Consider the following 24,559-nt stretch of genomic DNA (forward strand, 5'->3'; position numbering starts at 1 on the left):
TCAGCCCGCCTTGCCCGGCTTGAAGGGCGCCATGCCCGCGCGCGCCAGTTCGTCGGCGCGTTCGTTCTCGGGATGGCCGGCGTGGCCGCGCACCCATTGCCAGGTCACGTCGTGTCGTGCCTGGGCGGCATCCAGGCGTTGCCAGAGTTCGGCGTTCTTCACCGGTTTCTTCGCGGCCGTCTTCCAGCCGTTGCGCTTCCAGCCGTGCAGCCACGTCGTCACGCCGTTCTTCACGTAGTTGCTGTCGGTCACGATGGTGATGGTGCTGGGCCGCTCCAACGTCTCGAGCGCGGCGATCGCCGCCAGAAGTTCCATCCGGTTGTTGGTGGTGGTGGCTTCGCCGCCCTTGATCTCGCGCTCGCGCAGCACGCGGTCGCCCTCGCGCGCCTGCAGCAGCACGCCCCAGCCGCCCGGGCCGGGATTGCCCGAGCAGGCGCCGTCGGTGAATGCGAAGAGCTCAGGCACGTGCGGTCACCGTGATCCAGTCCTGCGGGCGGCCCTCCAGACCGGTGTCACGGCCGGTTTGCCGCGCGACCGGGGTAAAGCCCGCCGCCTGCAAGAGCCCGTCCAGTTCGGCCCCGGTGACGAAGGTGTATAGCCGCCCGAGGCTGTCGCGGTGCTCGCCTTCGCCCAGCTTCATGCCGACGTGCAGCCGCCCGCCGGGTTTCAGGGCCCGGTGCAGCGCGGCGAGGTGCCGGGGCAGGTCGGTGCGGGGGGCGTGCAGCAGGCTGAAGCTTGCCCAGACACCATCATAGACGACGTCTCCCGCGATTTCGTCGAAGCCGGCTTGCCGGGCCGTCACGCCGGGGTGTTCCCCGGCAAGCGCCACCATCGCGGGCACCGGATCCCAGGCGTCGACGTGAAGGCCGGCCTCGGCCATCGCGGCCGCGTCGCGACCCGGTCCGCAGCCGAGGTCGAGCACGCGCCCGCCCTGCGGCATGGCCGCGACGAAAGCATCGCGGGCCGGGTCGTGCCATCCGCTTTCGATGTACGCCGCGTACTCCTCGGCGCGGTCTGCATAGGATTTCAGCGTTTCCGCATCGCCACTCATGCGAAGACCCCGATCGCCAGGCAAACCAGCACGACCACGGTCAGCGGCACGCGCAACTGCATCCACCAGCCCGGCGCGGCGCCGTGGTGCCAGAACAGCCAATCCAGGCCGAGGATCCCGGCAAAGCCCGCGATCAGCGAAATGCCGGAGCCCGTGGGGCCGCCCCCTGTCATGAAGAACGCCCAGAGGGCCGGGATCACCGACAGCACGTAGCCCATGGCCGCGCGGGTGTCGTCCAGCCGCGTGGCGAACCCCCAGAGCACACCGGACATGAACGCCAGGATGATCGCGCCGTAAAAGAGCATGACATAGGGGCCGGCAAAGCGCGGCCCGATCGTCTGCGCCGTCCACAGGCCGAGATCCGGGGCGAGCACGGTGATTGCCCCCCAGACGAAGGGGATCAGTCCGGCAATGCCGAGCGCGAGGGCGGAACGCGGTATCGTCATGCGCGGCAACATGGCGCGCGGCGTGCGCGGTGGCAATGGCCGCGCTCGGCTTTTGTCACGATCCGCATTCGCGCCGCGCTCACGCAGGTTCGCGCATGACGCGCGGCACCTTGAACTCCACGTTCTCGCGGGCCGTCTCGATTTCCTCGACGGTCACCTCGTAACGGGCCTTGAGGGCCTCGACGACCTCGTCGACAAGGACCTCGGGTGCCGAGGCGCCCGCCGTCACGCCGATGGTGGTGATCCCTTCGAGAGCACGCCAGTCGATGTCCGTGGCGCGTTGAACCAGCTGTGCATAGCCGCAGCCGGCTTTCGCGCCGACCTCGACCAGGCGGCGCGAGTTGGACGAATTCGGCGCGCCCACCACCAGCATCGCGTCGGCCTTGGCGGCCATCGCCTTGACGGCGTCCTGCCGGTTCGTGGTGGCGTAGCAGATGTCTTCCTTGTGCGGGCCCTTGATGTTCGGAAACCGGTCCTTCAGCGCCGCGACCACGTCGATCGTATCATCCACCGACAACGTCGTCTGGGTGACGAAAGCCAGCCGTTCGGGGTCGCGCACCTCGAGGTCGGCGACGTCCCGGGGCGTTTCCACCAGCAGCACCTCGCCCTCGGGAAGCTGGCCCATGGTGCCGGCCGTTTCGGGGTGGCCGGCGTGGCCGATCATGACGATCTGAAAGCCGTCCGCATGGTGCCGCTCTGCCTCGATATGCACTTTCGACACCAGCGGGCAGGTCGCATCGACGTAGAGCATGTTGCGCTTGGCGGCCTCGGCGGGCACCGATTTCGGCACGCCGTGGGCGGAAAAGATGACGGGCCGGTCGTCCGGGCACTCCTCGAGTTCCTCGACGAAGACGGCCCCCTTTGCCCGCAGATCGTCCACCACGTAGCGGTTGTGCACGATCTCGTGGCGCACGTAGACAGGCGCCCCCCATTTTTCCAGCGCCATTTCGACGATCTTGATCGCGCGGTCCACGCCCGCGCAGAAACCGCGGGGCGCCGCCAGATAAAGGGTCAGCGATGGTTTGGTCATGCTACGCCTCCTATCGCGGGAGAGGTAATCCTGCGACATGCGCCCGTCCAGAGACGATCTTTCTGCGTCGCGCAGGTCAGGCGGTATCGCGTTCGCCCTGGTTGTCCCGCGGCGGGCGGCCGATGACTTCCTTGAGGTCTTCGAGCTCGATGAAATTGTCGGCCTGCCGGCGCAGGTCGTCCGCGATCATCGGCGGCTGGCTGCGGATCGTGGACACCACCGAGATCCGCACGCCCTGGCGCTGCAGGCTTTCGACCAGCGGCTTGAAGTCGCCGTCGCCCGAGAACAGCACGATGTGATCGATCCGAGGGGCCAGTTCCATGGCATCGACGGCAAGTTCGATGTCCATGTTGCCCTTGACCTTGCGGCGGCCCTGACTGTCGGTGTATTCCTTCGCCGGTTTCGTGACCATGGTGAAGCCGTTGTAGTTCAGCCAGTCCACCAGCGGCCGGATGGGGGAATACTCGTCGTTTTCCAGCAGGGCGGTGTAATAGAAGGCGCGAAGAAGCTTGCCCCGGCGCATGAACTCGGCGCGCAGAAGCTTGTAGTCGATGTCGAATCCGAGCGATTTTGCGGCGGCATACAGGTTGGAGCCGTCGATGAACAGCGCGAGCCGTTCGTCCTTGTAGAACATCAAATATCCTTCCGAATCGGATGTCATTGCCCTTTTGTTCGTTCGTGAGTGGTGAGGGCGGGCAACGACTGGACGGTGAAATTAGGAGCGTTGCCGGTGCTCTGCAAGGGCAATCCGCCCGCCCATAAGGATAGGTGCCCGATGGATCGTCATCAACCGTACTTGGTCGCGCTCGGCGCGAATTTGCCCTCGCGCGCGGGGCCACCGGCGCACACGCTCCGCGCCGCGCTGGATGCGCTGGACGCGGCCGGGACACGCGTCGAGGCGGTCAGCCGCTTCTATGCAACGCCGTGTTTCCCGGCGGGTGCCGGCCCCGACTACGTCAACGCCGCCGCACGGTTGGGCAGCGCGCGTCCGCCCGCCGATTTCCTGGATCTGCTTCATCGCGTCGAAGGCATGTACGGCCGTGAGCGGCAGGAACGTTGGGGGCGGCGGACGCTCGACCTGGACCTGATTGCCGCCGGAGATGCCGTGCTGCCCGATGCGGCGACGCAGGACGCGTGGCGTGACCTGCCCGAGGCCGAGCGGCCCCGCCGCGCGCCGGAGCGGCTGATCCTGCCGCATCCGCGGCTTCAGGAACGCGCCTTTGTCCTTGTCCCGTTGGCCGATGTCGCTGCCGACTGGCAGCACCCCCGGCTTGGCCTGACCGTCGCGCAGATGCTCGCGGCACTGCCGCGTGACGCGCGTGACGCCGCAGAACCGGTGTGATGGCGGCCCGCGCGGCCCATGACCTTGATTCCGCCCTTGCAAATCCCACGTCGACCTCGTAGAAAACCGGCTTCCTGCCTGCCCAACCGATCGGAGACCGCATGGCCCGCGTTACCACCGAAGACTGCATCGACAAGGTTCCCAACCGTTTCGAGCTCGTCATGCTCGCCGCGCACCGCGCGCGCGAAATCTCGGCCGGGGCGCCGATCACCGTTGACCGCGACAACGACAAGAACCCCGTGGTGGCACTTCGCGAGATCGCGGAGGAAACCCAGACGTCCGACGAACTGCGCGAGCGCCTGATCGAGTCGAACCAGACCCAGATCGAGGTCGACGAACCCGAAGAGGATTCGATGTCGCTGCTCATGGGCGGTGAACCCGACAAACCGGCAGAGGACGACATGTCCGAGGAAAAGCTGCTCCGCGCCCTGATGGAAGCGCAGGGGCAGGGCTGATCCGCGGACGGCGCAAGGGAACATGGATACGGAGCGGATGATCGCCGTCGACGACCTGATCGGACTGGTCCGCTCCTACAACCCGAAGACAGACGAGGCGCTGATTCGCGACGCCTACGCGTTCGCCTGCGAAATGCACGCGGGTCAGACGCGGCATTCCGGCGAACCCTACGTGAGCCACCCGGTCGCCGTGGCCCATGTGCTGGCCGAACAGCGGCTCGACGATGCCACCATCGTCACCGCTCTGCTGCACGACACGATCGAGGACACCAAGGCCGGTTACGCGGAGGTGGCCGAACGCTTCGGCACCGAGGTCGCCGATCTGGTCGACGGCGTGACCAAGCTGACCAACCTGCAGCTTTCCAGCACCGAAACCCAGCAGGCCGAGAACTTCCGCAAGCTGTTCATGGCGATGTCCAAGGACTTGCGGGTGATCCTCGTCAAGCTGGCCGACCGCCTGCACAACATGCGCACCATCAAGGCGATGCGCCCGGACAAGCAGGTCAAGAAAGCGCGCGAGACGATGGACATCTTCGCGCCGCTCGCGGGCCGCATGGGCATGCAGTGGATGCGCGAGGAGCTCGAGGATCTCGCGTTCCGCGTTCTCAACCCCGAGGCGCGTGCCTCGATCATCCGGCGGTTCCTGACGCTCCAGAAGGAATCGGGCGATATCATCGACCGCATCACCAAGGACATGCGCCACGAACTCGAAAAGGCGGGTATCGAGGCCGAGGTCTTGGGCCGCGCCAAGAAACCCTATTCGATCTGGCGCAAGATGCAGGAAAAGGAGATGGGGTTTTCGCGCCTGTCCGACATCTACGGCTTTCGCGTCATCACCCGGTCCGAGGCGGACTGCTATGCCGTGCTCGGTGCGATCCACCGCCGGTGGCGGGCCGTGCCGGGGCGGTTCAAGGATTACATCAGCCAGCCGAAGTCGAACGGCTACCGCTCCATCCACACCACCGTGTCGGGCCGCGACGGCAAGCGGGTCGAGGTGCAGATCCGTACCCGCCAGATGCACGACGTGGCCGAGGCCGGCGTCGCGGCGCACTGGTCGTATCGCGACGGCGTGCGCGCGGAGAACCCCTTTGCCGTGGACCCGGCGAAATGGATTTCCTCGCTGACCGAACAGTTCGACGCCGAGGAGGACCACGACGAGTTCCTCGAGGCGGTGAAGCTGGAGATGTACGCCGACAAGGTTTTCTGTTTCACGCCCAAGGGTGACGTGGTCAAGCTGCCGCGCGGGGCGACGCCCATCGATTTCGCCTATGCCATCCACACGCGCATCGGCAACGCCTGTGTCGGCGCCAAGGTCGACGGAATGCGCGTGCCGCTCTGGACCCGGTTGAAGAACGGCCAGTCCGTCGAGGTCATCACCGCCGACGGCCAGACGCCGCAGGCCACCTGGCTGGAAATCGCGACCACCGGCAAGGCCAAGGCCGCGATCCGCCGGGCGCTGCGCGAACTCGACCGCGACCGCTACATCAAGCTGGGGCGGGAACTGGCACGTTCGGCCTTCGAACACGTCGGCAAGAAGGCGACCGACAAGGCGCTGGAAACGGCGGCACGCAACCTGCGTTTCAAGGAGGCCGACGAGATACTCGCGCGGCTGGGCAGCGCGGAGCTGACGGCGAGCCAGGTGCTCAACGCGGTCTACCCGGATCTGGCGCCCGAGCAGGGAGAGGCCATCGCGCAGGAGCGGGCCGTCATCGGGTTGGCCTCGGACCAGAGCTTCGAACGCGCGCGCTGCTGCCGGCCCTTGCCGGGCGAGCGCATCGTCGGCATCACCTTCCGCGGTCGCGGCGTGGTGGTCCATGCCATCGATTGCGAATCCCTCTCGGCCTACGAGGACCAGCCGGACCGCTGGCTGGACCTGCACTGGCATGCCGGGCGCCACCCGGCGGTTTACGACGTGGCGCTCGATGTCACCATCGGCAACGATGCCGGTGTCCTGGGGCGCGTCTGCACCTTGATCGGCGAGAGGAAGGCCAATATCTCAAACCTGACGTTCATCGACCGAAAGCCGGACTTCTACCGCCTTCTGGTCGAGGTCGAGTTGCGCAATGCCGAGCAGCTTCACAGTCTGATGTCGGCACTTGCCGCGGAAAGCGATGTCGCGGCCGTGGAGCGCCATCGCGAACCGGTGCGTGCCGCAGCGTCCGTGCAGGCCTGAGTCAGGGAGCGGGATGTGGTCTTCAAGCGACGCGACAGACGGCCAATCTGGCGGATCGTCGCCGACTTCTTCTATCCGAAGGGCGGGTGGGCGCGTGCCTTTCACTACGTCAAGCATCGGTTGCGCCGGCTGCCGGATCCGCCGCACCGGATCGCCCGCGGTATCTTCGCCGGCGTTTTCGTGACATTCACGCCGTTCTTCGGCCTGCATTTCTTCGGTGCGGTGGCCCTGGCATGGGTGATCCGGGGCAATATCGTCGCCTCGTTGCTCGCGACCTTCGTGGGCAACCCGCTGACTTTCCTGCCCATCGGCGTGGTGTCATTGCAGACGGGGTATTTCCTTCTGGGCCGCGAGGGGCTGGACAGCGCCGCGGCGCGCCGGTCGCTCGGGGCAAAGTCCATCGACGCGTGGCGGGATTTCAAGAGCAACCTGATCGCGATATTCACCGACACCCCGGCCAACTGGAGCAAGCTGGCGCTGTTCTACGACGAGGTGTTCTTTCCCTACATGGTCGGCGGGATCATCCCGGGGCTGGTCACGGGTCTGATCGCCTATCACATCAGCCTTCCGCTGATCCGCGCCTACCGGAACCGGCGCAAGGGGGTGCTCAAGGCAAAGTGGACGGCACTTCGGGAAAAGGCAGCGGCGAAGGCTGACGCGGGCGAGAATCAGGACTAGGCTTGCAGGGAATCGAAAACTCCGGAGGACGGGCCATGACGCCGCTCGGAAAACTGCGCCTCGGCGTGAACATCGACCACGTGGCGACGCTGCGCAACGCGCGCGGCGGCGCCTATCCCGACCCGCTGCGCGCCGCCCGGCTGGCCCAGGCGGCCGGCGCCGACGGGATCACCGCGCATCTGCGCGAGGACCGGCGCCATATCTCGGACGCCGACATCGAGGGCCTCATTGAGACCCTCGAGGTGCCGCTCAACCTCGAGATGGCCGCGACCGACGAGATGCAGGCCATCGCCCTGCGGCACCGACCGCATGCCGTCTGCATCGTGCCCGAAAAGCGGGAGGAACGGACCACGGAGGGCGGCCTAGAGGTCGCGCGCGAGGAAAACCGGCTGGCCCATTTCATCGCCCCTTTGCGCGAGGCAGGATGCCGCGTGTCGATCTTCGTCGCCGCCGACAGGCCGCAGATCGACGCGGCCCACCGCATCGGTGCGCAGGTGATCGAGCTGCACACCGGCGCCTATTGTGATGCCCACGCCGAGGCGCGGCTGGCCGACCGCGACGCCGAGCTCGATCAGCTCCGCGAGATGGCCGGCCGCGCCCATGCGCTCGGCCTGGAGGTGCATGCCGGCCACGGGCTGACCTACGACACGGTTCAGCCCGTCGCGGCGTTCCCCGAGGTGATGGAACTCAACATCGGTCACTTCCTGATCGGCGAGGCGGTCTTCCGCGGCCTCGAGGATGCCATTCAGGAGATGCGCCGCCTGATGGATGCGGCGCGCGTCCAGGCCGGGGAGCCCGTGCAATGAACTACCTGAGATATACCGCAGTCTTTCTGGTCGTCGCGGTCGGCACGGCCATCGCCGTGACGGTGCTGCGCGCATCCCTCGGGACAACGCTGGGGTCGTCGGCCCAGGTGATCGTGCCCTCGATGATCGCCGCGCTGATGGAGGGACGCGCCTTCGCGCGCACCGAGAAGCGCCGCCCGTCGCAGCGCGAGGCGTGGGTTTTCACGGGCAACGCGAGCCTGCTCGCGGTCGCGCTCAACCTCATCCTGGCCTACGCCGCGTCCGCCGTGCTGCCGGAGTTCGCCAAGATCGCCGCGGCGCCGGTGTTCTCGATGGCCTTCGTCGTCCTGCTGCTGATCTACGCGGCGGGCTACGTGATCTGCAACCGCTTCTTCGTCGGCCTGGGGGCGAGCAACGAACTCAGCGCGATGCACCGGCGCGGCGAACTCGACTGAAGCCGGAAAACCCGATGAGCATGAGCCTGTCCGATCCGCTACTGATCATCGCGGCCTGGGCCGTCGCCGCGGGCAGCCCCGGCCCCGCGACGCTGGCGATCTCCGGGGCGGCGATGGCGCAGGGGCGTGGCTCCGGGCTTGCCACCGCCGCCGGGGTGGCGTGTGGCTCGGCCTCCTGGGGCGTGGCCGCCGCGCTGGGGATGAGCGCGCTCATGCTGGCCCACGCCTGGGTGTTCTCCGCGGTCAAGGTCGTGGGTGCGGCCTATCTGCTCTATCTTGCGGCGCGCAGCCTGTGGCGGGCGTGGCAGGCGCAAGGTGCCCCTGCGACGGTGCCGCCGCGGGGCCGCCTTTTCATGCGCGGGCTTCTGGTGCACCTGACGAACCCCAAGGCGGTATTGGCGTGGGGGGCGGTCTTTGCCGTGGCGCTGCCGGGGGGCGCGGGCGCGTCGCAGGTCTGGCAGTTGTTCGCGCTGCTCTTCGCGACGTCCGCGGTGATCTTCGTGGCCTATGCACTGGCGTTTTCCGTCGGACCCGTGGCGCGCGGCTACGCCAGGTTGCAACGCGCCTTCGATGTCGCATTCGGCATGCTGTTCGGCGCGGCGGGCCTCAAGCTGCTGACGGCGCGCCTGCCATGATCCTCGGCATCGGCACGGATCTGGCCAACATCGAGCGCATCGCCGGCACGATCGAGCGCTTCGGCGACCGCTTCAAGGCCCGCGTCTTCACCGACGTCGAACGCGCCAAGGCCGAGCGGCGCGCGGATGTCGTGGGCACCTACGCCAAGCGCTGGGCGGCCAAGGAAGCGTGTTCCAAGGCGCTTGGCACCGGGCTGCGCATGGGCATCGCCTGGCGGGACATGGCGGTGAGCAACCTCGACACCGGCCAGCCGCGCATGCATGTCACGGGCTGGGCCGCCGATCGGCTGGCCGAGATGACACCGCCGGACCACGTCGCCGAAATCCATGTCACCCTGACCGACGATCACCCGTGGGCGCAGGCCTTCGTGGTGATCGAGGCCCTGCCGGAGGCCGCGGGGTAACCCGGGCCGCGGGAGGCGCGGCCCCCGGCCAAGCGCCTTGACACCCGTGCCCGCCCGCCCCATGAAGCGCGCGAACCCAGCCACCCAGCGGAGAGCGACAATGGCCAGCGACGCCAAGACGGGAAGCGCGATCGTGGAGACGATCAAGACGGTCGTCTATGCCCTGCTGCTGGCCGGGATCTTCCGCACGATCTTCTTCCAGCCGTTCTGGATCCCGTCGGGGTCGATGAAGGACACGCTGCTGGTGGGTGATTTCCTGTTCGTCAACAAGATGGCCTACGGCTACTCCTATGCCTCCTGCCCGTCGATCCGCCTGCCGGGCCTCGGCATCGACATCGACGCCGAGGACATCTGCGGATGGATGAAGACCGGCGACCCGCGGGACGGCGGGGGCCGCATCCTGGGCGGCACGCCGGAGCGCGGCGACATCGTGGTGTTCCGCCACCCGGTGCAGGGCACGGATTTCATCAAGCGCATCGTGGGCCTGCCCGGCGACTCGATCCAGATGAAGCAGGGCGTGCTGCATATCGACGGACAGCCCGTGGATCTGGAGCCCGCCGGCACCTTCGAGGAGATATTCCGGCCGCAGGGGCCGATGGGCGTGCGCCCGCGCTGCGAGAACGGCGTGGTGGGGCAGGGTGCGGTGTGCCGAAAGTCACGTTTCATCGAGACGCTGCCCAACGGCGAGAGCCACAACATCCTGAACATCACGACGCAACGGTCGGACAACACGGGCGTGTTCCGCGTGCCCGAGGGGCATTACTTCTTCATGGGCGACAACCGCGACAACTCCACCGATTCGCGGTACCCGCAGGCGGTGGGCGGCGTGGGCTTCGTGCCCTACGAGGACCTGATCGGCCGGGCGGGCCGCGTGATGTTCTCGTCGGCCGGCCGGTCGATGCTGTATTTCTGGACGTGGCGCGGCGACCGGTTCTTCGAGGGGATCGATTGAAGCTGTCGAAGGAGCTCAGGGCGCTGCAGGCGCGGCTCGGGCACGCGTTCGGCGATCCGGCCCTTCTGGTGCGCGCCGTCACCCATTCGTCGATGGCCACACCGACCCGCGACGACAACCAGCGCCTGGAGTTCCTTGGCGACCGGGTGCTCGGGCTGGTGATGGCCGAGGCGCTTCTGGAGCTCGATCCGGCCGCGACGGAAGGCCAGCTCGCGCCGCGCTTCAACACGCTGGTGCGCAAGGAAACCTGCGCCGAGGTCGCCCGCGACATAGACCTGGGCCAGGTGCTGAAGCTCGGCCGGTCTGAGATGCTGTCGGGGGGGCGGCGCAAGCAGGCCCTGCTGGGCGATGCGATGGAGGCGGTGATCGCCGCCGTCTACCGCGACGCCGGCTTCGACGCGGCCAAGGCGATGGTGCTGCGGCTCTGGGGGGACAGGCTGTCCACGGTCGAGGCGGATGCCCGCGACGCCAAGACCGCCCTGCAGGAATGGGCGCAGGCGCGCGGCATGGCCCCGCCCGTGTATTCCGAAACGTCGCGGTCCGGCCCCGACCACGCGCCGCGGTTCACGATCGAGGCACGGCTGGGCAACGGGGCCGCCGCGACCGCCACCGCCGGATCGAAGCGCCAGGCCGAACAGGCGGCGGCCAGCGCGCTGCTGTCCCGGTTGGGCCAGGCGTGAGCCGGTGTCATGCGGTGCGCCTTGCGGCGCGCAGTTTCGTTTCGCGCTCGGGCCGCGCGGGCCCCGAGGGGCGCTGCCCCTCGGCTCCCCGGAGTATTTGGACCAAGGTGAGGGACGCGGGCGGTGCGTTGTGCGGCCGCGCGCGGCCCCGGCCGGGGTGGTGCGGGCCGCGGATTTCCGGTAAGTCGCCGCAATCACCAGCCAGGATCCCCCAATGACCCAACGCGCCGGTTTCGTCGCCCTGATCGGAGAGCCCAACGCGGGCAAGTCCACGCTCATGAACCGCATGGTGGGCGCCAAGGTCTCGATCGTCACGCACAAGGTGCAGACGACCCGCGCGCGCATCCGCGGGGTGGCGCTCGAAGGCGACAGCCAGATCGTGTTCGTGGACACGCCCGGTCTTTTCCGGCCGCGCCGGCGGCTCGACCGCGCGATGGTGTCCGCCGCCTGGGGCGGCGCGGGCGACGCGGACGCGGTCGTCCTGCTGGTGGAAGCCCACCGCGGCGTCACGGAAGGCGTCGCGGCGATCCTCGCGCGGCTGGGCGAGGTGGCCGGCGATCGCCCCGTCGCGCTGGCGATCAACAAGATCGACCGCGTGAAACGCGAGGTGCTTCTGGCGCTGGCGGCCGATCTCAACGAGCGCTTCGCATTCACCCGGACCTTCATGATCTCGGCCGAGAAGGGGCACGGCGTGGCGGACCTGCGCGCGTGGTTGGCCGGGGTCGTGCCCGAGGGGCCGTGGCTTTATCCCGAGGACCAGATCGCCGACCTGCCGATGCGGATGCTCGCCGCCGAGATCACGCGCGAGAAGCTTACGCTGCGGTTGCACCAGGAACTGCCCTACCAGCTCACGGTCGAGACCGAGACCTGGCAGGAACGCGACGACGGCAGCGCGCGCATCGACCAGGTGATCTATGTCGCGCGCGAGGGGCACAAGGGCATCGTGCTCGGCCGCAGGGGCGAGACGGTCAAATCGGTCAGCCGCGCGGCGCGCGAGGAGCTGGAGGAATTCCTGGGCCGCCGCGTGCACCTTTTCCTTCAGGTCAAGGTGCGCCCGCAGTGGCAGGAAGAGGCGGAGCGGTACTCGGAGATGGGGCTCGAGTTCCGGGAAGGGGACTGAGGTCCGCGCATGAGCCGCCTGGCCACCGAGTTCTGGGTCCACGCCTACCTTGCCCGGCTGCGCCTGGCCGGGATCCCGGCCTTCGTCACCGCGCACGGGGACGACACCGCCGGGGCCGTTCTGGTCAAGCTCAACACGCTCGACGGGCGCGCGCGGGTCTTCCAGCGCAGCTACGATCCCGTCGCGCAGTCGCGGCGCTGGACGATCCTGGCAGACGGCGAGGAGGTGCAGGTTGATGCTGCCGTGGCCCGGCAGCGCGATTTCGACCCCGACCTCTGGGTCCTGGAGGTGGAGGACCGGCACGGACGCCATCTTCTGGATGAGCCGGGACTTGACGGCGACTGACCGGGCGTGGCCCATTGACCTGCGTCAATGCGCCCGTTCCGCCCGTGCCCCAGTTTTCGGGACATCGCGCCGGACAGGAGGCGCCCGAACAGGGAGGTCCCAGGAATGAACAAGCACATCTTCGTCGCAACCGACGGGTCGGACACCGCCATGCGCGCTGTCGACCTGGCCGCCGAGATCGCGGCCGCTTTCGACGTGCCGCTGACGATCGGACACGTGCTGCAGCACGGCAAGCCGGTGGATGAACTCAGTCGCATGGCCGAGGTCGAGCACCTGGTCGAGCATGTGCACAAGAAATCCGACATCCAGTGGGACAACATTCCCGGCGGCATGGGCGACCTGTTCGTCGGGCACCGCCCGTCGCAGGACGTGGTGCGCATCGTGACCATGATCGGAGACGAGATCGTGTCGCGCGCCTCGGACCGCGCGAAGGAACTGGGAGTCAAGACGGTCGATACCACGACCGGCGACGGCGATTACGCCGACGAGATCCTCGACATGGCCGAGCGGGCCGGGGCCGACATGATCGTGCTGGGCAACCGCGGCCTGGGCCGCCTGCGCCGGGCGCTGCTGGGCAGCGTGTCGCAGAAGGTCAACCAGAACGCCGAGTGCACTGTGGTGACGGTGCGCTGACCCGGCGTCGCGGATGATGGGTGAGGGGCCGGACCCCTCACCCGTTTTCTCACTTCACCTTGATCACCTTGCGCGCCAGCACGGCCTGGTTCGACACGTCCAGGAAGCGCAGTTCGTAGACGCCCGCGGTCTCGGGCAGGGTGATCCGCACCGGCGGGCCGTCGCCGGTCTTGACCGCCTCGATCCAGGTGAAGATCGCCTGGTTGCCGCGCGCCAGCGTGATCCGCTGATCGCCGCTTTCGCTGTCCACGCTCCAGCTCACCTCGATCGTCGCGCCCGGCGCCGCCGTGTCCGGGGCCTCGATGCTCGCACCCTTTTCCAGCGCCGCATCCTCGGCCAGCACCTCGACCTGCGTGCTGGCCATGACGCGGTCGCCCTTGGCGAGAACGTAGCGCAACTCGTAAAGGCCAGTGGTCCCGGGCGCCGTCATGTCGCGCTCGCTCTTGTTGCCGACGCGGAAGTAGTCGCCGCGGTCCTTGTCGCTGCCGGCGGGCACGATGGTGATGTAGTCGCGGTGATGCACCGTGCCGGTCCATTCCACGCGGATGTCGTCGCCCGCCCGGATTTCCCCGGGCGCCGAAATGGTCACCTCGGGCTCGGTGACCTCGATGGTCTGGCTGGCCATCGTGCGCTTGCCCTTGCTGAGGACGTAGCGGACCTCGTAGAGGCCGGTGTCGGCCGGGGCCCTCAGGCTCTTGGTGCCGTCGGACCCGCCCACGCGGAAGTAATCGCCGCTGGCGCCCTCGTCGGCGCCCATGGGCACGATGGTGACNGGCTCGGTGACCTCGATGGTCTGGCTGGCCATCGTGCGCTCGCCCTTGCTGAGGACGTAGCGCACCTCGTAGAGGCCGGTGTCGGCCGGGGCCTTGAGGCTCTTGGTGCCGTCGGAATCGCCCACGCGGAAGTAATCGCCGCTGGCGCCCTCGTCGGCGCCCATGGGCACGATGGTGACATAGTCGCGGTGATGCACGGTGCCGGTCCAGCTGACGTCGAAGCTTGCCCCGGTGAGCGTGCTGTCGGGCGCGCTGACGGTCACCTCGGGTTCGGTGACCTCGATGGTCTGGCTGGCCATCGTGCGCTCGCCCTCGTTGAGGACGTAGCGCACCTCGTACATGCCCGGATCGGCCGGGGCCTTCAGCCTGTCGCGGCTCTTGTCCCCGGCACGGAAGTAGTCACCGCTCGTCCCCTCGTCGGCGCCCATGGGCACGATGGTGACGTAGTCGCGGTGGTGCACCGTGCCGGTCCAGCTTACCTCGAAGGCCGATCCGGCCAGCGTGCTGTCGGGCGCGTCGAGCGTGACCTCGGCGCCCGTGATCTCGATCCCGGTGCTGGCCAGCGTCCGGTCACCCTTTTCCAGCACGTAGCGGACCTCGTACATGCCGGTGTCGGCCGGGGCCTTGAGGCGGCCCTCGCTCTTGTCGCCCACGCGGACATAGTCGTTGTAGGCGCCTTCCTCGGCGCCCATGGGCACGATGGTGACGTAATCGCGGTGGTGCACGTTGCCGGTCCATTCCACCGGGAAGGCCGATCCGGCCAGCGCGGACTCGGGCGCGCCGACCGTCACCTCGGGTTCGGTGATCTCGATGCCGGTGCTGGCGAGCGTCCGGTCGCCCTTTTCCAGCACGTACCGAACTTCGTAGAGGCCCGGTTCCGCGGGCGCGCGGAGCTTGCCCTCGTTCCTGTCCTTGACGCGCACGTAGTCGGTGTAGGCCCCTTCGTCGGCCCCCCGCGGCACGATGGTGACGTAGTCGCGGTGGTGGATGTTGCCGGTCCATTCGACGGGGAAGGCCGAACCGGCAAGCGCCGTCTCCACGGTGCTTACCGTCGCCTCGGGCTCGGTGATCTCGATCGGCGCGCTGCCCAGCGTCTCGTCTGTCTCTTCGCTGACGTAGCGCAGTTCGTAGAGGCCAGCGTCGGCTGGCGCGCGCAGCGTGCCATCCGAGCGGTCCTTGACACGAATGTAATCACGGTAGGCGCCTTCGTCGGCGCCCGTGGGAACGATGGTGACATAGTCGCGCGGCTCGAACGACGGCGCCCAGGAAACGTCGAAGGCCGACCCGGCCAGCGCCTTGTCGGGCCCTTGCAGGGTGATCCTCGGTTCAGGCTCGGGCTCGGGTTCCGGCTCGGGTTCGGCCACGGCGGTGCTGACCGCGGTGAGCGCCTCGCTCAGCTCGCTCGCGTTCTCGGCCGACAGGAACTTCCCGCCTGTCCGGTCCGCGATGCAGGCCAGCGATTCGGCATCGGCGTTCTTTCCAAGACCGAAGCCCACGACATGGGCGGTGAAACCCACGCCCCCTTTCTCCAGCGTGCCGGCCAGTGCACAGGGGTCGCGGTTGCAGCTTTCCAGCCCGTCGGAAATCAGCACGACGGTGGCGGGCCGGTCGGTGTAGGCCAGACCCTGCGCCGCCTGCTCGACGGCCGTTGTCAGGGGGGTCTTCCCGATGGGCGAGATGGCGTTAATGCGCTCCATGATCGTGGCCGCCGTGCCGGGGCCGGGCTCAACGAGCGTCTCGATGTCGGAACAATCGCCGCGGCGCCGGTGCCCGTAGGCCATGAGACCGACACGGCGGTCGTCCGCCCAGTTGCCCAGAAGATTGCCCATCACGTCACGGGCGATCTCGATCTTGGCGGTGCCGTCGATCTGGCCCCACATCGAGTTCGAGCCGTCGAAGACGATCATCACGTCCTCCTGCTGTGCGCCCTGGTCCTGCGCGCGCGCCGCGTCCGCCGCCAGCGCGCCGCCCGTCGCCAGTGTCGCCGCCGCAAGAAATGCTGCTATCCGTCCCATGGTGTTCCCTGTTCGTCAGTTTTGCGCGAGGTCCGTTGTTGACGTGGAGTGAAACACAGGCGCGCGGTCATTTCCAGTTCGCCATCGGTGCACTTTCCTTGGCATCCGGCGTGCTTTCGTGTCGAATTGGCGCGCAGAGACGGGAGCGGGCGCATGGAGTGGCGCGACGAAGGCATTCTTCTCTCCGCGCGCCGGCACGGCGAAAGCGCGGCGATCATCGAGGTGTTCACCCCCGGGCGCGGTCGCCACGCCGGCGTGGTCCGCGGTGGCGCCTCGCGGCGCATGGCACCGTTGCTGCAGCCCGGCGCGCAGCTCGATCTGACGTGGCGGGCGCGGCTGGAGGATCATATCGGCAGCTTCACGACCGAGGTATTGCGCTCGCGCGCGGCGGCCTCGATGGCCGACCGGATGACGTTGGCCGGGCTGAACGCCGTGACGGCACTGCTGCTGTTCACGCTGCCCGAGCGCGAGGCACACCCGCGGCTTTACGCGCGCACCGAGGCATTGCTGGATCTGCTGGACCAGCGCGAGGTCTGGCCGCTGGCCTATCTGCACTGGGAACTGGCGCTGCTGGAGGCGCTGGGCTTCGGGCTCGACCTGTCGGGCTGTGCGGTGCTGGGGGCGCAGGCCAATGACCTGAGCTACGTGTCGCCGCGCACGGGGCGTGCGGTGTCGCGTGCCGGCGCCGGCGCGTGGGCGGACCGCCTTCTGCCCTTGCCGCCCTGCCTGCTGGGGCAGGGTCCGGCGCCGGATGCCGATATCGACGCGGGCCTGGTGACCACGGGCCATTTCCTGCATCATCATGTTGCCCCGCAAATGGGGCACAGGCCACTGCCGGAAGCGCGGCAGAGATTCGTCGCCCGGTTCAAGGCGCGGCTGGCCGGTTAGGCGGCCGTGGGGCGGTGCCGTCATCTCAGCGCGAGGACCAGATCGACCAGGGATCCGAGCGCCGCGGCGCGCTCCTCCGTCGAGGTCCCGGCCAGGTCCATCATGCCGATGCTCGAGGCATAGATGATCCGCGCCATCTCGGGGTTGGAGATGCCGATCCTTGCCAGAAGGGCCTGCAGGTGCAGCAGGCGCAACTCGTCCACGCGGTGCACGGTGGCGCGCGCGTTCGCATCGCCGCGGGCCCAGGCGCGGATCGCGGGTTCCAACGCGGGTGCGCCATCGCCGGCCGATGTCGCTGCGGCGATCTCCTGTCCGAACCGGCGCAGCCGGCTGACGGCGGTGTCCTGGCTTCCTTCCGCGGCTGCAATCCCGGCACGCGCGGTGTCTTCCCAGCGGGCGAGCAGCGCGGCGTGGAACGTCGGCACATCCGCGAAATGCCAGTAGAATGATCCCTTGGTGGTGCCCAGCCGGCGGGCGAGCGGCTCTGCCTTGAGCGCCTCGGGGCCGGACTCGGCCAAGGCGACGGCGCCGGCGTCGAGCCAGGCATCGGGATCGAGACGGGAAGCGCCCGAGGCTGCCATTCGCGCAGCATACGCCACCGTCCGGTTTCCGGCAAGCGTTCCGTGGCCACCGGCCGTCGTTACAAAAGTTTTACCGGACTGTCGCACAAGCTTAGAGATCTGCGCCTAGCACGGCCCCCGAACCTGGGGGTGAACCTTGCTGACCATCACCGATCTGACGAAGACCTTCGGCCGCAACACTGCCGTCGATGCCGTGAGCTTCACGGTCGAAAAGCCCGCGATGATCGGCATCATCGGCCGCTCCGGCGCGGGGAAGTCCACGCTGCTGCGCATGCTCAACCGGCTGACTGATGCCAGCGACGGGCTGATCGAGTTCGAGGGCCGCGACGTGACCGCCCTGACGGGGGCACGCAAACGCACGTGGCAGTCCGACTGCGCCATGATCTTCCAGCAGTTCAACCTCGTGCCGCGGATGGACGTGGTTTCGAACGTGCTGCACGGCACGCTGAACCGCCGGTCCACGCTGGCCACGATGTTCAACCTCTACCCGAACGCGGACATCCATCGCGCCATCGACATCCTCGACCGGCTCGGCATCGCGGAACACGCGGCCAAGCGCGCCGAATCGTTGTCGGGCGGGCAGATGCAGCGCGTGGCGATCGCGCGCGCGCTGATGCAGGACCCCAAGATTGTCCTGGCCGACGAACCGATCGCCAGCCTCGATCCGATGAACGCGCAACTGGTCATGGACGACCTGCGCCGCATCCACCAGGAGGACGGCCGCACCGTGATCGCCAACCTGCACACGCTGGATACGGCGCGGCGCTACTGCGACCGGGTGATCGGGATGCTGCACGGCCGGGTCGTGTTCGACGGCACCCCGGCGCAGCTGACCACCGGCGTGGCCCGCGACATCTACGGCGCCGATGCATCCTTCAGCGAGGACAGCACCAGCACCAGCCTCGACTCGATCGACCGCGACACGCAGGCCGCGCTCCACGCGGCCGAGGCCGCGGTCTGACCGACCCCGCCCCGCCGCGGGCGCGGCGGGTTCCTCAACCAGAACCGGAGAGACTGACCCATGAAGAAAATGATCGCTGCCATCGCGGCAACAACCGCCCTGGTCGCACCGGCCACGGCGCAAGAGATCGACCAGTTCCGCATCGGCCTGCTGGGCGGCGAGAACGCCCAGGACCGCCTGGCCTCGAACGAGTGCCTGCGCGCCAAGACCGAGGACCTGCTCGGCGTCGAGACCAAGCTCTTTGCCCCGGCCGACTACAACGGCGTCATCCAGGGCCTGCTGGGCGGCACCATCGACATGGCCTGGCTGGGCGCCAGCGGGTACGCCAAGACCCATCTCGAAAATCCCGACGCGGTCGAGCCGATCCTGGTGAAGACCAACGTCGACGGCGGCTACGGCTACCACTCGGTCGGTTTCGCCCGCAAGGAAAGCGGCATCACCTCCATCGAGGACCTCGAAGGCAAGGCCTTCGGCTTCGGCGACCCAAACTCGACCAGCGGCTACCTGATCCCGTCGATCGAGATCCCCGCCGAGTACGGCGTCACCATGGAGTCGGGTGACTTCTTCGGCGAGGTCAAGTTCACCGGCGGCCACGAGCAGACGATCATCGCGGTCAAGAATGGCGACATCGACGGCGGCGTGACCTGGGCCGACGGCCTGGGCAACTGGGAAGACGGCTACAACTCGGGCGCGCTGCGCAAGGCCGTCGACGCCGGCCTGATCGACATGAACAACTACGTCCAGATCTGGAAGTCGAAGCCGATCCCCGAAGGCCCGGTCGTCCTGCGCAGCGACCTGCCGGAAGACGTCAAGATCGAGATGACGGCGCTGATGGCCTCGCTGCCGGCGATGGACGCCGATTGCGCCTACGGCGTGATGGCCGGCGAAGCCAAGGGCTTCCAGCCGATCGGCCACGACGCCTACACCTCGATCATCGAGGCGCGCAAGTCGAAGATGCAGTAAATCGGCCGCAGGGCCGGACGGGTCCCGCCGCGTGCGGGGCCCGTTCTCGTGTATGACCGGGGCAGGCAGATGGCAGAACTGAGCGCACAGGGCGCCACGGGCACCGACGGTGTTCGCGACGAATACATGGCGCAGACGCGGCGCAAGCGGCTCTATTCGGGGCTTTTGCTCATCGTTTTCGTGGCCCTGATGGTCGCCGGCTTCCAGACAGCCGATGCCCGCAACGCGGGCGGGTTCTGGGATGGCTGGCACAACATTCTGGATTTCCCGGCGCAGGTCTGGGGCGAGGCCGCGGAAAAGGCCCATGAACTGCCGGGCCACCTCGTCACCTTCTTTCCCGCGCTCGTCGAGACGGTGAACATCGCGGCGGCCTCGACATTGCTGGGCACGCTTCTTGCAATCGTCTTTTCGCTGCTTTCCACCCGTGGCCTGGCCCGTTGGCCGCGCCTGATCCCGGTGTTCCGCCGGCTGATGGACATCATGCGCGCGATCCCCGAGATCGTGATCGCCCTGATCCTGATCTTCGTGTTGGGCGGCGGCCCGGTGCCGGCGATGATCGCCATCGCGTTCCACACCGTCGGTGCGCTGGGCAAGCTGTTTTCCGAGGTCAACGAAAACGCCTCGCTGCAACCGGTGGAGGGGCTGCAATCGGTCGGCGCCAGCTGGCCGCAACGCATGCTGCTGGGCGTGATGCCGCAGGTGGCGCCCAACTACCTGAGCTATGCGCTGCTTCGGTTCGAGATCAACATCCGCGCCTCCGCGATCCTGGGCTTCGTCGGGGCCGGCGGCATCGGCTACGAGCTGAAGAATGCCATGTCCTGGGGGCAGGGGCAGTTCGACGAATCCGCCGCGATCTTCATCCTGCTGTTCCTGACGATCGTGTTCTTTGACCAGATCTCGTCGTACTACCGCGAACGTCTGACCAAGGGGAAACTCGCATGACCATGACGGCGGCCGGCCCGGTGACGGATTACAAGGCGGAGGCCTCGCAGCTGTTCCTGCGCAAGCGGTTGATGAACTTCGGCCTGCCCGCGGTGATCCTCGCCTATTTCGTCTATATCTTCTTCGCGTTCGACATTCCCGGGCTGAGCGAACGCGCCAGCCTCGATAACGCGCGCACGCTGGTCGCGGACAGCTACAGCTACAAGACGCACGTCACCTATGACGCGCGGATGGACGGCCTCGAGATCGCGATCGAGGGTGAGCGCAAGGGCACCTATGACCAGGGCGAATCGCCCGACTGGGTGACGCGCACGGACAACGGCGCCACGGCCCAGCTGGGCGGCGGCCACGAGGTCGTCTTTGCCGACGGCGCGGTGCGCTATGCCATCCCCGGCTACGGGCAGATCGCGGCGCGCCCGTCCCGCAGTGGCGTCGAGATGAGCTTTCCGCAGGGCGAGCTAGACGACCAGCCCGAGTGGATCAACGCCTCGAAGAACCGGCTCACGGTGACCACCGACGCGGGCCGGCTGACCGTCACCCGCACCCGCGCGGAACTGTTCAAGTACCAGTTCGGCTGGGAACTGTTCTGGTTCACGCTCGACAGCCCCTTTCACGGTCGCAGCTTCGGCGAACTGGTATCGCTGGCCGGCTCGTCGGAGCGGCTGGTCGAGGGCAAATCGAACCTCGCCGCGATGTGGCACGACTTCTGGAACAACGCGATGTGGCGCCATTCCGAGGTCGCCTGGGCGATCTTCGAAACCGTGCTGATGGCGTTCCTGGGCACTTGCGGGGCCGCGATGGTGGCGCTGCCCCTGGCCTTCATGGCCGCGCGCAACTTCTCGCCCTTCATGGCGGTGCGTTTCGGGATACGGCGGGTCTTCGATTTCGTCCGCGGCGTGGACGCGCTGATCTGGACGATCGTGCTGTCGCGCGCCTTCGGGCCGGGGCCGCTGACCGGCAGCCTGGCCATCCTGCTGACCGACACCGGCACCTTCGGCAAGCTTTTCTCGGAAACGCTGGAGAACGTGGACGGCAAGCAGATCGAGGGCGTGCAGTCCACCGGCGCGAAGCCGTTGCAGCGCTACCGGTTCGGGGTGATCCCGCAGATCACGCCGGTGCTGCTGAGCCAGCTGCTCTACTACCTTGAATCCAACACCCGCAGCGCGACCATCATCGGCGCCATCACCGGGGGCGGCATCGGCCTGCTGCTGACGCAGGCGATCATCACCCAGAAGGACTGGGAAGAGGTGAGCTATTACATCATCCTCATCATCCTTATGGTCATGGCGATGGATACCATCTCGGGCTGGCTGCGCGCGCGCCTCATCAAATCCGATGACAGCGGCGGCTGAAGCCGCTGGTCGGGTCTGCGCGGCCCGGTCCGTGCGGAAATCACGTCAGGGCCTGGCGCACGCCGCTTACACAACAGGATACAATATCATGCCCCGGCTGTCGGAAACCGATCCCTTCATCCATCCCGACTGCGAGATCGCCGACAGCGACTTCGGCCGCTTTTGCGAGGTTGGCCGGGGCAGCCGCGTCGCGCACAGCGTGTTCGGCGATTATTCCTATTGCGATCGCTACTGCGACATCGCAAACGCCGAGATCGGGAAATTCTCGAACATCGCCAGCTTCGTGCGCCTCGGCGCCACCGACCATCCGCTCGACCGGGCCAGCCTGCACCATTTCATGTATCGCTCGGCCAGCTACTGGGACGATGCCGCGGATGACGCCGAATGGTTCGACGCGCGCCGCGCGCGCCGGTGCCGTATCGGCCACGACACCTGGCTGGGCCACAACGCGCAGATCAAGCCCGAGGTGACCATAGGGCACGGTGCGGTCGTGGCCGCCGGTGCCGTCGTCACACGCGACGTGGCGCCTTACACCATCGTCGCGGGGGTGCCGGCGAAACCTGTGCGCGCGCGGCTGCCCGCGGGAGTTGCCGACCGGCTCATGGCGCTGCGGTGGTGGGATTGGGATCATGACCGGTTGCGCGGCGCGCTCGACGACTTCCGGTCCTTGTCGGCCGAGGCATTCCTCGACAAGCATGGCGGCTGATGCCGCTCGCCGGGCAGCAGGAATTCGGGCGGCCACCCTTGGGCGGCCACCCGGTCACGTGCTGAAATGCGGGGACAGGAATTATGCGCGCACCGTCAGGGATACAGGCAACAGCCGTGTAATGACCTTGTGACACTTTCGTGAAGGGTTATTCCGCGGCCATCGGCAGCGCGCTTGCGCCGGCCACGAAACGCCGGGCGGCCTCGCCCGCCAGATGCGTGATGCGCCCGGCAACGAGCGTCGCCTCCACTGCCCCGGTTGCCGGGTCGATCACGGCCAGATCGGCGCGTTTGCCGTAGTCGATGCAGCCACGGTCCGGCAGTCGCAGGATCTCGGCGGGGTTGCGCGATACCAGGTTCCACGCCTCGGGCAGGGACAGGACCCCGGACTCGGCAAGCTTCAACGCGGCCTGTGCCAGGGCGGGGTAATAGTAGTCGGAAACCAGCGCGTCGCACTGGCCGGTTTCGATCAGGTCTATGGCCGAGACGTTGCCGTTTTGCGACCGGCCGCGCACGACGTTGGGCGCGCCCATGATGACGGGATCGTTGACCGCCTTGGCGAGCTTGGCGGCGGAACGGGCCAGCGGGAACTCGCAGACCTTCGCACCGATCATCGCGAAGGTTTCGCGGGTTTCGGCATCGGGGTCGTCGTGCGAGCCGTAGGTGACGCCGAGGTCGTCGAAGGCTTCGGCCAGCCGGCACAGGTAGCGGGGCACGGTGCGCGCCTGTTTCTGGGCCGCGCGCACCAGTGCGAGGTGCTCTTCCGACGAGCGGCCCGCTTCCTCGGCCCAAAGGCGCAGGCGCTCGGGCCGGACAACCGCCATCTCCAACACGTCCTCAAGGTGGTTGTTGAAAACCACGTAGTCGATGCCGTGCCGTTGGACGGCGGCCAGGAGGCGATCGGCGGTTTCGACGGTGTGGGTTTCGCAACGGATCTGCACCCGAAGGTCGGTGGCCATGCGTGGACGGTAGCCCTCGACCGCGCACAGGAACTCCTCGGCATACGCCGGGTCGCGGCGACCGCCTTCCCATGACCAGCTTTGCGCCAGCCACGCGGTGGTCACGCCGTTTGCCGCGGCGTCCCGGTCAGTGGCACGCAACCCCGTCTCGATGGCGAAGGGCGCCTGCGGCCGGGGCGCGATGTGGCGTTCGAAGGCATCGCCATGCAGGTCGATCATACCCGGCATGACGAGGTAGCCGGTCAGGTCGACCTCGGGCAACGGCCCCTTGCTGATGCAGCCGTCCTCGATCGCCACGGATCGGGACTGCATCTCGCCGTCGCGCAGGACGGTGGCGCCGGTCAGGCGCAGGTCTGGGCAGGCTGCGGACATCATGGGTCTGCTCTGTGCGGTTTGCGGGCCAACCTAGCGACCGTTTGTATCGCCCGCGTGACAAGTCCCTTGAAAACATCACGAATCCGACAGCGTCAGGGTGACGCGATCACCGGCGAACCAGGTGCGGCCGTATTCCATCGGGGTGTCATGGACGTCCACGTTGACCGCGACGGTGCGCAGGATCGGGTCGCCCTCGCGCAGGTGCAGGTGCAGCGCCTGCGTCGCCGTGGCCAGCTTGGCCGTCAGGCGGGTCCAGGCGCGGGTGTAGTCGGCGATGCCGTGGTCGCGCAGCGCGGCCGTAACGGACGGGTTGGCGTTCAGGCTCTCGGCCATGCGGGGCAGGCGGGCGGCGGGGAAGATGCTGGAGAACAGCGCGACGGGCTGCTCGTCGGCGAGGCTGATCCCCTCGTAGACAAGCACCCGCGCGCCGGGGTCCAGCGCCAGCGCCTCGGCCTCGCGCGCGTCCGACTGGCGGGTTTCGAGCGAAAGCACCTTGCGCGCGGGCATGCGGCCGGCAGCCTCGAGGTTGCGGTGAAATCGCACCCGGCGGCCTATGGGATATTCCGTCGGCCGCTGCGTCACGAAAACGCCCGCGCCGCGGCGGGAATGAACCACGCCGGTTTCGGCCAGCGCCGCCAGCGCGCGCCGCACCGTGTGGCGGTTGACGCCGAATCGTTTCGCCAGCGCGGCCTCGGTCGGCAGGCGATCGCCCGGGGCATAACGGCCCTCGGCCACCTCGGCGATCAGCGTGTCGCGGATGGATTGCCAGATCGGCGTGCGCGTGGCGGCCATGTCACGAAACCTTCATCGGGCGGGGGTTGCCGGGCTGGCATGTTCCCTGTATTGATTTGTCTAGTTGTA

At 67.9% G+C, this 24,559-nt stretch carries 28 protein-coding genes; 19 read left to right on the forward strand and 9 right to left on the reverse strand.

Going from position 1 to position 24,559, the window contains the following annotated elements:
• The 5 genes from rnhA to CEF10_RS01535 form a co-directional block, all read right to left on the reverse strand.
• The gene (rnhA, locus tag CEF10_RS01515; RefSeq protein WP_101065581.1) at positions 1 to 465 is read right to left on the reverse strand and encodes a ribonuclease HI; all 465 of its coding nucleotides are present in this window, start codon (positions 463 to 465) and stop codon (positions 1 to 3) included.
• Positions 458 to 1,051, reverse strand: coding sequence for a class I SAM-dependent methyltransferase (locus CEF10_RS01520; protein WP_101065582.1), 594 nt, complete (start codon positions 1,049 to 1,051; stop codon positions 458 to 460). Before CEF10_RS01520 ends, rnhA begins: the two co-directional genes overlap by 8 nt.
• Positions 1,048 to 1,497, reverse strand: a complete 450-nt coding sequence (locus CEF10_RS01525; protein ID WP_101066027.1) for a DUF3429 domain-containing protein — start codon at positions 1,495 to 1,497, stop codon at positions 1,048 to 1,050. The genes CEF10_RS01520 and CEF10_RS01525 overlap by 4 nt, the downstream gene beginning before the upstream one ends.
• Positions 1,498 to 1,576: 79 nt before the next feature.
• Positions 1,577 to 2,527 carry a 4-hydroxy-3-methylbut-2-enyl diphosphate reductase gene (ispH, locus tag CEF10_RS01530; RefSeq protein ID WP_101065583.1) on the reverse strand — a complete coding sequence of 317 codons (951 nt, stop codon included), beginning with the start codon at positions 2,525 to 2,527 and terminating at the stop codon, positions 1,577 to 1,579.
• A 76-nt stretch (positions 2,528 to 2,603) separates the two neighbouring features.
• A complete protein-coding gene (locus CEF10_RS01535; RefSeq protein WP_101066029.1) occupies positions 2,604 to 3,161 on the reverse strand; it encodes a LabA-like NYN domain-containing protein in 558 nt (185 codons plus the stop codon).
• Between the two features lie 96 nt (positions 3,162 to 3,257).
• Between CEF10_RS01535 and folK the strand changes: the two genes are divergently transcribed.
• The 13 genes from folK to CEF10_RS01600 all read left to right on the forward strand — a co-directional run bounded on the left by folK (position 3,258) and on the right by CEF10_RS01600 (position 13,184).
• On the forward strand, positions 3,258 to 3,869 hold the full coding sequence (gene folK, locus CEF10_RS01540; protein ID WP_408638401.1) for a 2-amino-4-hydroxy-6-hydroxymethyldihydropteridine diphosphokinase: 612 nt from the start codon (positions 3,258 to 3,260) through the stop codon (positions 3,867 to 3,869).
• A gap of 101 nt (positions 3,870 to 3,970) precedes the next feature.
• Entirely contained in the window at positions 3,971 to 4,324 is a 354-nt protein-coding gene (rpoZ, locus tag CEF10_RS01545) for a DNA-directed RNA polymerase subunit omega (RefSeq protein ID WP_101065585.1), read from the forward strand.
• Between the two features lie 37 nt (positions 4,325 to 4,361).
• Positions 4,362 to 6,497: a RelA/SpoT family protein gene (locus CEF10_RS01550; RefSeq protein ID WP_101066031.1), complete on the forward strand. Its 2,136-nt coding sequence runs from the start codon at positions 4,362 to 4,364 to the stop codon at positions 6,495 to 6,497.
• Positions 6,498 to 6,512: 15 nt separating this feature from the next.
• On the forward strand, positions 6,513 to 7,175 hold the full coding sequence (locus CEF10_RS01555) for a DUF2062 domain-containing protein (protein WP_101065586.1): 663 nt from the start codon (positions 6,513 to 6,515) through the stop codon (positions 7,173 to 7,175).
• 35 nt (positions 7,176 to 7,210) lie between these two features.
• The gene (locus tag CEF10_RS01560; RefSeq protein ID WP_101065587.1) at positions 7,211 to 7,981 is read left to right on the forward strand and encodes a pyridoxine 5'-phosphate synthase; all 771 of its coding nucleotides are present in this window, start codon (positions 7,211 to 7,213) and stop codon (positions 7,979 to 7,981) included.
• A complete protein-coding gene (locus CEF10_RS01565) occupies positions 7,978 to 8,415 on the forward strand; it encodes an ABZJ_00895 family protein (protein ID WP_101065588.1) in 438 nt (145 codons plus the stop codon). The genes CEF10_RS01560 and CEF10_RS01565 overlap by 4 nt, the downstream gene beginning before the upstream one ends.
• A 14-nt stretch (positions 8,416 to 8,429) precedes the next feature.
• Positions 8,430 to 9,050 carry a LysE family transporter gene (locus tag CEF10_RS01570; RefSeq protein ID WP_101065589.1) on the forward strand — a complete coding sequence of 207 codons (621 nt, stop codon included), beginning with the start codon at positions 8,430 to 8,432 and terminating at the stop codon, positions 9,048 to 9,050.
• Positions 9,047 to 9,454: a holo-ACP synthase gene (gene acpS / locus CEF10_RS01575; RefSeq protein ID WP_101065590.1), complete on the forward strand. Its 408-nt coding sequence runs from the start codon at positions 9,047 to 9,049 to the stop codon at positions 9,452 to 9,454. Before CEF10_RS01570 ends, acpS begins: the two co-directional genes overlap by 4 nt.
• A gap of 100 nt (positions 9,455 to 9,554) precedes the next feature.
• Complete coding sequence (gene lepB / locus CEF10_RS01580; RefSeq protein WP_101065591.1) at positions 9,555 to 10,406, forward strand: signal peptidase I; 852 nt, start codon at positions 9,555 to 9,557, stop codon at positions 10,404 to 10,406.
• A complete protein-coding gene (gene rnc, locus CEF10_RS01585) occupies positions 10,403 to 11,086 on the forward strand; it encodes a ribonuclease III (protein ID WP_101065592.1) in 684 nt (227 codons plus the stop codon). Before lepB ends, rnc begins: the two co-directional genes overlap by 4 nt.
• 214 nt (positions 11,087 to 11,300) lie before the next feature.
• Positions 11,301 to 12,206, forward strand: coding sequence for a GTPase Era (gene era, locus CEF10_RS01590; RefSeq protein WP_101065593.1), 906 nt, complete (start codon positions 11,301 to 11,303; stop codon positions 12,204 to 12,206).
• A 9-nt stretch (positions 12,207 to 12,215) separates the two neighbouring features.
• Positions 12,216 to 12,551: a DUF1491 family protein gene (locus CEF10_RS01595; protein ID WP_101065594.1), complete on the forward strand. Its 336-nt coding sequence runs from the start codon at positions 12,216 to 12,218 to the stop codon at positions 12,549 to 12,551.
• Positions 12,552 to 12,656: 105 nt separating this feature from the next.
• Entirely contained in the window at positions 12,657 to 13,184 is a 528-nt protein-coding gene (locus CEF10_RS01600; protein ID WP_101065595.1) for a universal stress protein, read from the forward strand.
• A 49-nt stretch (positions 13,185 to 13,233) separates the two neighbouring features.
• Here CEF10_RS01600 and CEF10_RS01605 read toward each other — a convergent pair whose 3' ends face one another.
• Positions 13,234 to 15,972, reverse strand: coding sequence for a VWA domain-containing protein (locus CEF10_RS01605; RefSeq protein WP_101065596.1), 2,739 nt, complete (start codon positions 15,970 to 15,972; stop codon positions 13,234 to 13,236).
• A gap of 153 nt (positions 15,973 to 16,125) precedes the next feature.
• Here CEF10_RS01605 and recO point away from each other — a divergent pair, with 153 nt between their 5' ends.
• Entirely contained in the window at positions 16,126 to 16,860 is a 735-nt protein-coding gene (recO, locus tag CEF10_RS01610) for a DNA repair protein RecO (protein ID WP_101065597.1), read from the forward strand.
• A 20-nt stretch (positions 16,861 to 16,880) separates the two neighbouring features.
• Here the strand turns inward: recO and CEF10_RS01615 are convergent, their stop codons facing one another.
• Positions 16,881 to 17,441, reverse strand: a complete 561-nt coding sequence (locus CEF10_RS01615) for a TetR/AcrR family transcriptional regulator (RefSeq protein ID WP_101065598.1) — start codon at positions 17,439 to 17,441, stop codon at positions 16,881 to 16,883.
• A 136-nt stretch (positions 17,442 to 17,577) separates the two neighbouring features.
• Here CEF10_RS01615 and phnC point away from each other — a divergent pair, with 136 nt between their 5' ends.
• The 5 genes from phnC (at position 17,578) to CEF10_RS01640 (ending at position 22,365) form a co-directional block, all read left to right on the forward strand.
• Complete coding sequence (phnC, locus tag CEF10_RS01620; RefSeq protein ID WP_101065599.1) at positions 17,578 to 18,402, forward strand: phosphonate ABC transporter ATP-binding protein; 825 nt, start codon at positions 17,578 to 17,580, stop codon at positions 18,400 to 18,402.
• 60 nt (positions 18,403 to 18,462) lie between these two features.
• The gene (phnD, locus tag CEF10_RS01625) at positions 18,463 to 19,365 is read left to right on the forward strand and encodes a phosphonate ABC transporter substrate-binding protein (RefSeq protein ID WP_101065600.1); all 903 of its coding nucleotides are present in this window, start codon (positions 18,463 to 18,465) and stop codon (positions 19,363 to 19,365) included.
• Positions 19,366 to 19,434: 69 nt separating this feature from the next.
• Positions 19,435 to 20,307, forward strand: a complete 873-nt coding sequence (gene phnE, locus CEF10_RS01630; RefSeq protein WP_101065601.1) for a phosphonate ABC transporter, permease protein PhnE — start codon at positions 19,435 to 19,437, stop codon at positions 20,305 to 20,307.
• Between the two features lie 2 nt (positions 20,308 to 20,309).
• Complete coding sequence (gene phnE, locus CEF10_RS01635; RefSeq protein WP_408638407.1) at positions 20,310 to 21,659, forward strand: phosphonate ABC transporter, permease protein PhnE; 1,350 nt, start codon at positions 20,310 to 20,312, stop codon at positions 21,657 to 21,659.
• 88 nt (positions 21,660 to 21,747) lie between these two features.
• On the forward strand, positions 21,748 to 22,365 hold the full coding sequence (locus CEF10_RS01640; protein ID WP_101065603.1) for an LbetaH domain-containing protein: 618 nt from the start codon (positions 21,748 to 21,750) through the stop codon (positions 22,363 to 22,365).
• A 148-nt stretch (positions 22,366 to 22,513) separates the two neighbouring features.
• Here the strand turns inward: CEF10_RS01640 and CEF10_RS01645 are convergent, their stop codons facing one another.
• Both CEF10_RS01645 and phnF read right to left on the reverse strand, forming a co-directional pair.
• Positions 22,514 to 23,695, reverse strand: coding sequence for an alpha-D-ribose 1-methylphosphonate 5-triphosphate diphosphatase (locus CEF10_RS01645; protein ID WP_101066033.1), 1,182 nt, complete (start codon positions 23,693 to 23,695; stop codon positions 22,514 to 22,516).
• A 78-nt stretch (positions 23,696 to 23,773) separates the two neighbouring features.
• Complete coding sequence (phnF, locus tag CEF10_RS01650; RefSeq protein ID WP_101065604.1) at positions 23,774 to 24,490, reverse strand: phosphonate metabolism transcriptional regulator PhnF; 717 nt, start codon at positions 24,488 to 24,490, stop codon at positions 23,774 to 23,776.
• Positions 24,491 to 24,559: the final 69 nt, after the last annotated feature.

Origin of the sequence: Roseovarius salinarum (genome assembly GCF_002834145.1) — a bacterium.
Classification (GTDB): domain Bacteria; phylum Pseudomonadota; class Alphaproteobacteria; order Rhodobacterales; family Rhodobacteraceae; genus Roseovarius; species Roseovarius salinarum.

Bases quoted from the DNA above. Each gene is read 5' to 3' on its own strand.
- CEF10_RS01600 (WP_101065595.1), top strand. From the start codon at position 12,657: ATGAACAAGCACATCTTCGTCGCAACCGACGGGTCGGACACCGCCATG.
- recO (WP_101065597.1), top strand. From the start codon at position 16,126: ATGGAGTGGCGCGACGAAGGCATTCTTCTCTCCGCGCGCCGGCACGGC.
- CEF10_RS01535 (WP_101066029.1), bottom strand. From the start codon at position 3,161: ATGTTCTACAAGGACGAACGGCTCGCGCTGTTCATCGACGGCTCCAAC.
- ispH (WP_101065583.1), bottom strand. From the start codon at position 2,527: ATGACCAAACCATCGCTGACCCTTTATCTGGCGGCGCCCCGCGGTTTC.
- CEF10_RS01550 (WP_101066031.1), top strand. From the start codon at position 4,362: ATGATCGCCGTCGACGACCTGATCGGACTGGTCCGCTCCTACAACCCG.
- CEF10_RS01615 (WP_101065598.1), bottom strand. From the start codon at position 17,441: ATGGCAGCCTCGGGCGCTTCCCGTCTCGATCCCGATGCCTGGCTCGAC.
- acpS (WP_101065590.1), top strand. From the start codon at position 9,047: ATGATCCTCGGCATCGGCACGGATCTGGCCAACATCGAGCGCATCGCC.
- CEF10_RS01645 (WP_101066033.1), bottom strand. From the start codon at position 23,695: ATGTCCGCAGCCTGCCCAGACCTGCGCCTGACCGGCGCCACCGTCCTG.
- CEF10_RS01565 (WP_101065588.1), top strand. From the start codon at position 7,978: ATGAACTACCTGAGATATACCGCAGTCTTTCTGGTCGTCGCGGTCGGC.
- phnE (WP_101065601.1), top strand. From the start codon at position 19,435: ATGGCAGAACTGAGCGCACAGGGCGCCACGGGCACCGACGGTGTTCGC.
- lepB (WP_101065591.1), top strand. From the start codon at position 9,555: ATGGCCAGCGACGCCAAGACGGGAAGCGCGATCGTGGAGACGATCAAG.
- phnE (WP_408638407.1), top strand. From the start codon at position 20,310: ATGACGGCGGCCGGCCCGGTGACGGATTACAAGGCGGAGGCCTCGCAG.
- era (WP_101065593.1), top strand. From the start codon at position 11,301: ATGACCCAACGCGCCGGTTTCGTCGCCCTGATCGGAGAGCCCAACGCG.
- CEF10_RS01520 (WP_101065582.1), bottom strand. From the start codon at position 1,051: ATGAGTGGCGATGCGGAAACGCTGAAATCCTATGCAGACCGCGCCGAG.
- CEF10_RS01560 (WP_101065587.1), top strand. From the start codon at position 7,211: ATGACGCCGCTCGGAAAACTGCGCCTCGGCGTGAACATCGACCACGTG.
- CEF10_RS01570 (WP_101065589.1), top strand. From the start codon at position 8,430: ATGAGCATGAGCCTGTCCGATCCGCTACTGATCATCGCGGCCTGGGCC.
- CEF10_RS01640 (WP_101065603.1), top strand. From the start codon at position 21,748: ATGCCCCGGCTGTCGGAAACCGATCCCTTCATCCATCCCGACTGCGAG.
- CEF10_RS01525 (WP_101066027.1), bottom strand. From the start codon at position 1,497: ATGACGATACCGCGTTCCGCCCTCGCGCTCGGCATTGCCGGACTGATC.
- CEF10_RS01595 (WP_101065594.1), top strand. From the start codon at position 12,216: ATGAGCCGCCTGGCCACCGAGTTCTGGGTCCACGCCTACCTTGCCCGG.
- rpoZ (WP_101065585.1), top strand. From the start codon at position 3,971: ATGGCCCGCGTTACCACCGAAGACTGCATCGACAAGGTTCCCAACCGT.
- phnD (WP_101065600.1), top strand. From the start codon at position 18,463: ATGAAGAAAATGATCGCTGCCATCGCGGCAACAACCGCCCTGGTCGCA.
- phnF (WP_101065604.1), bottom strand. From the start codon at position 24,490: ATGGCCGCCACGCGCACGCCGATCTGGCAATCCATCCGCGACACGCTG.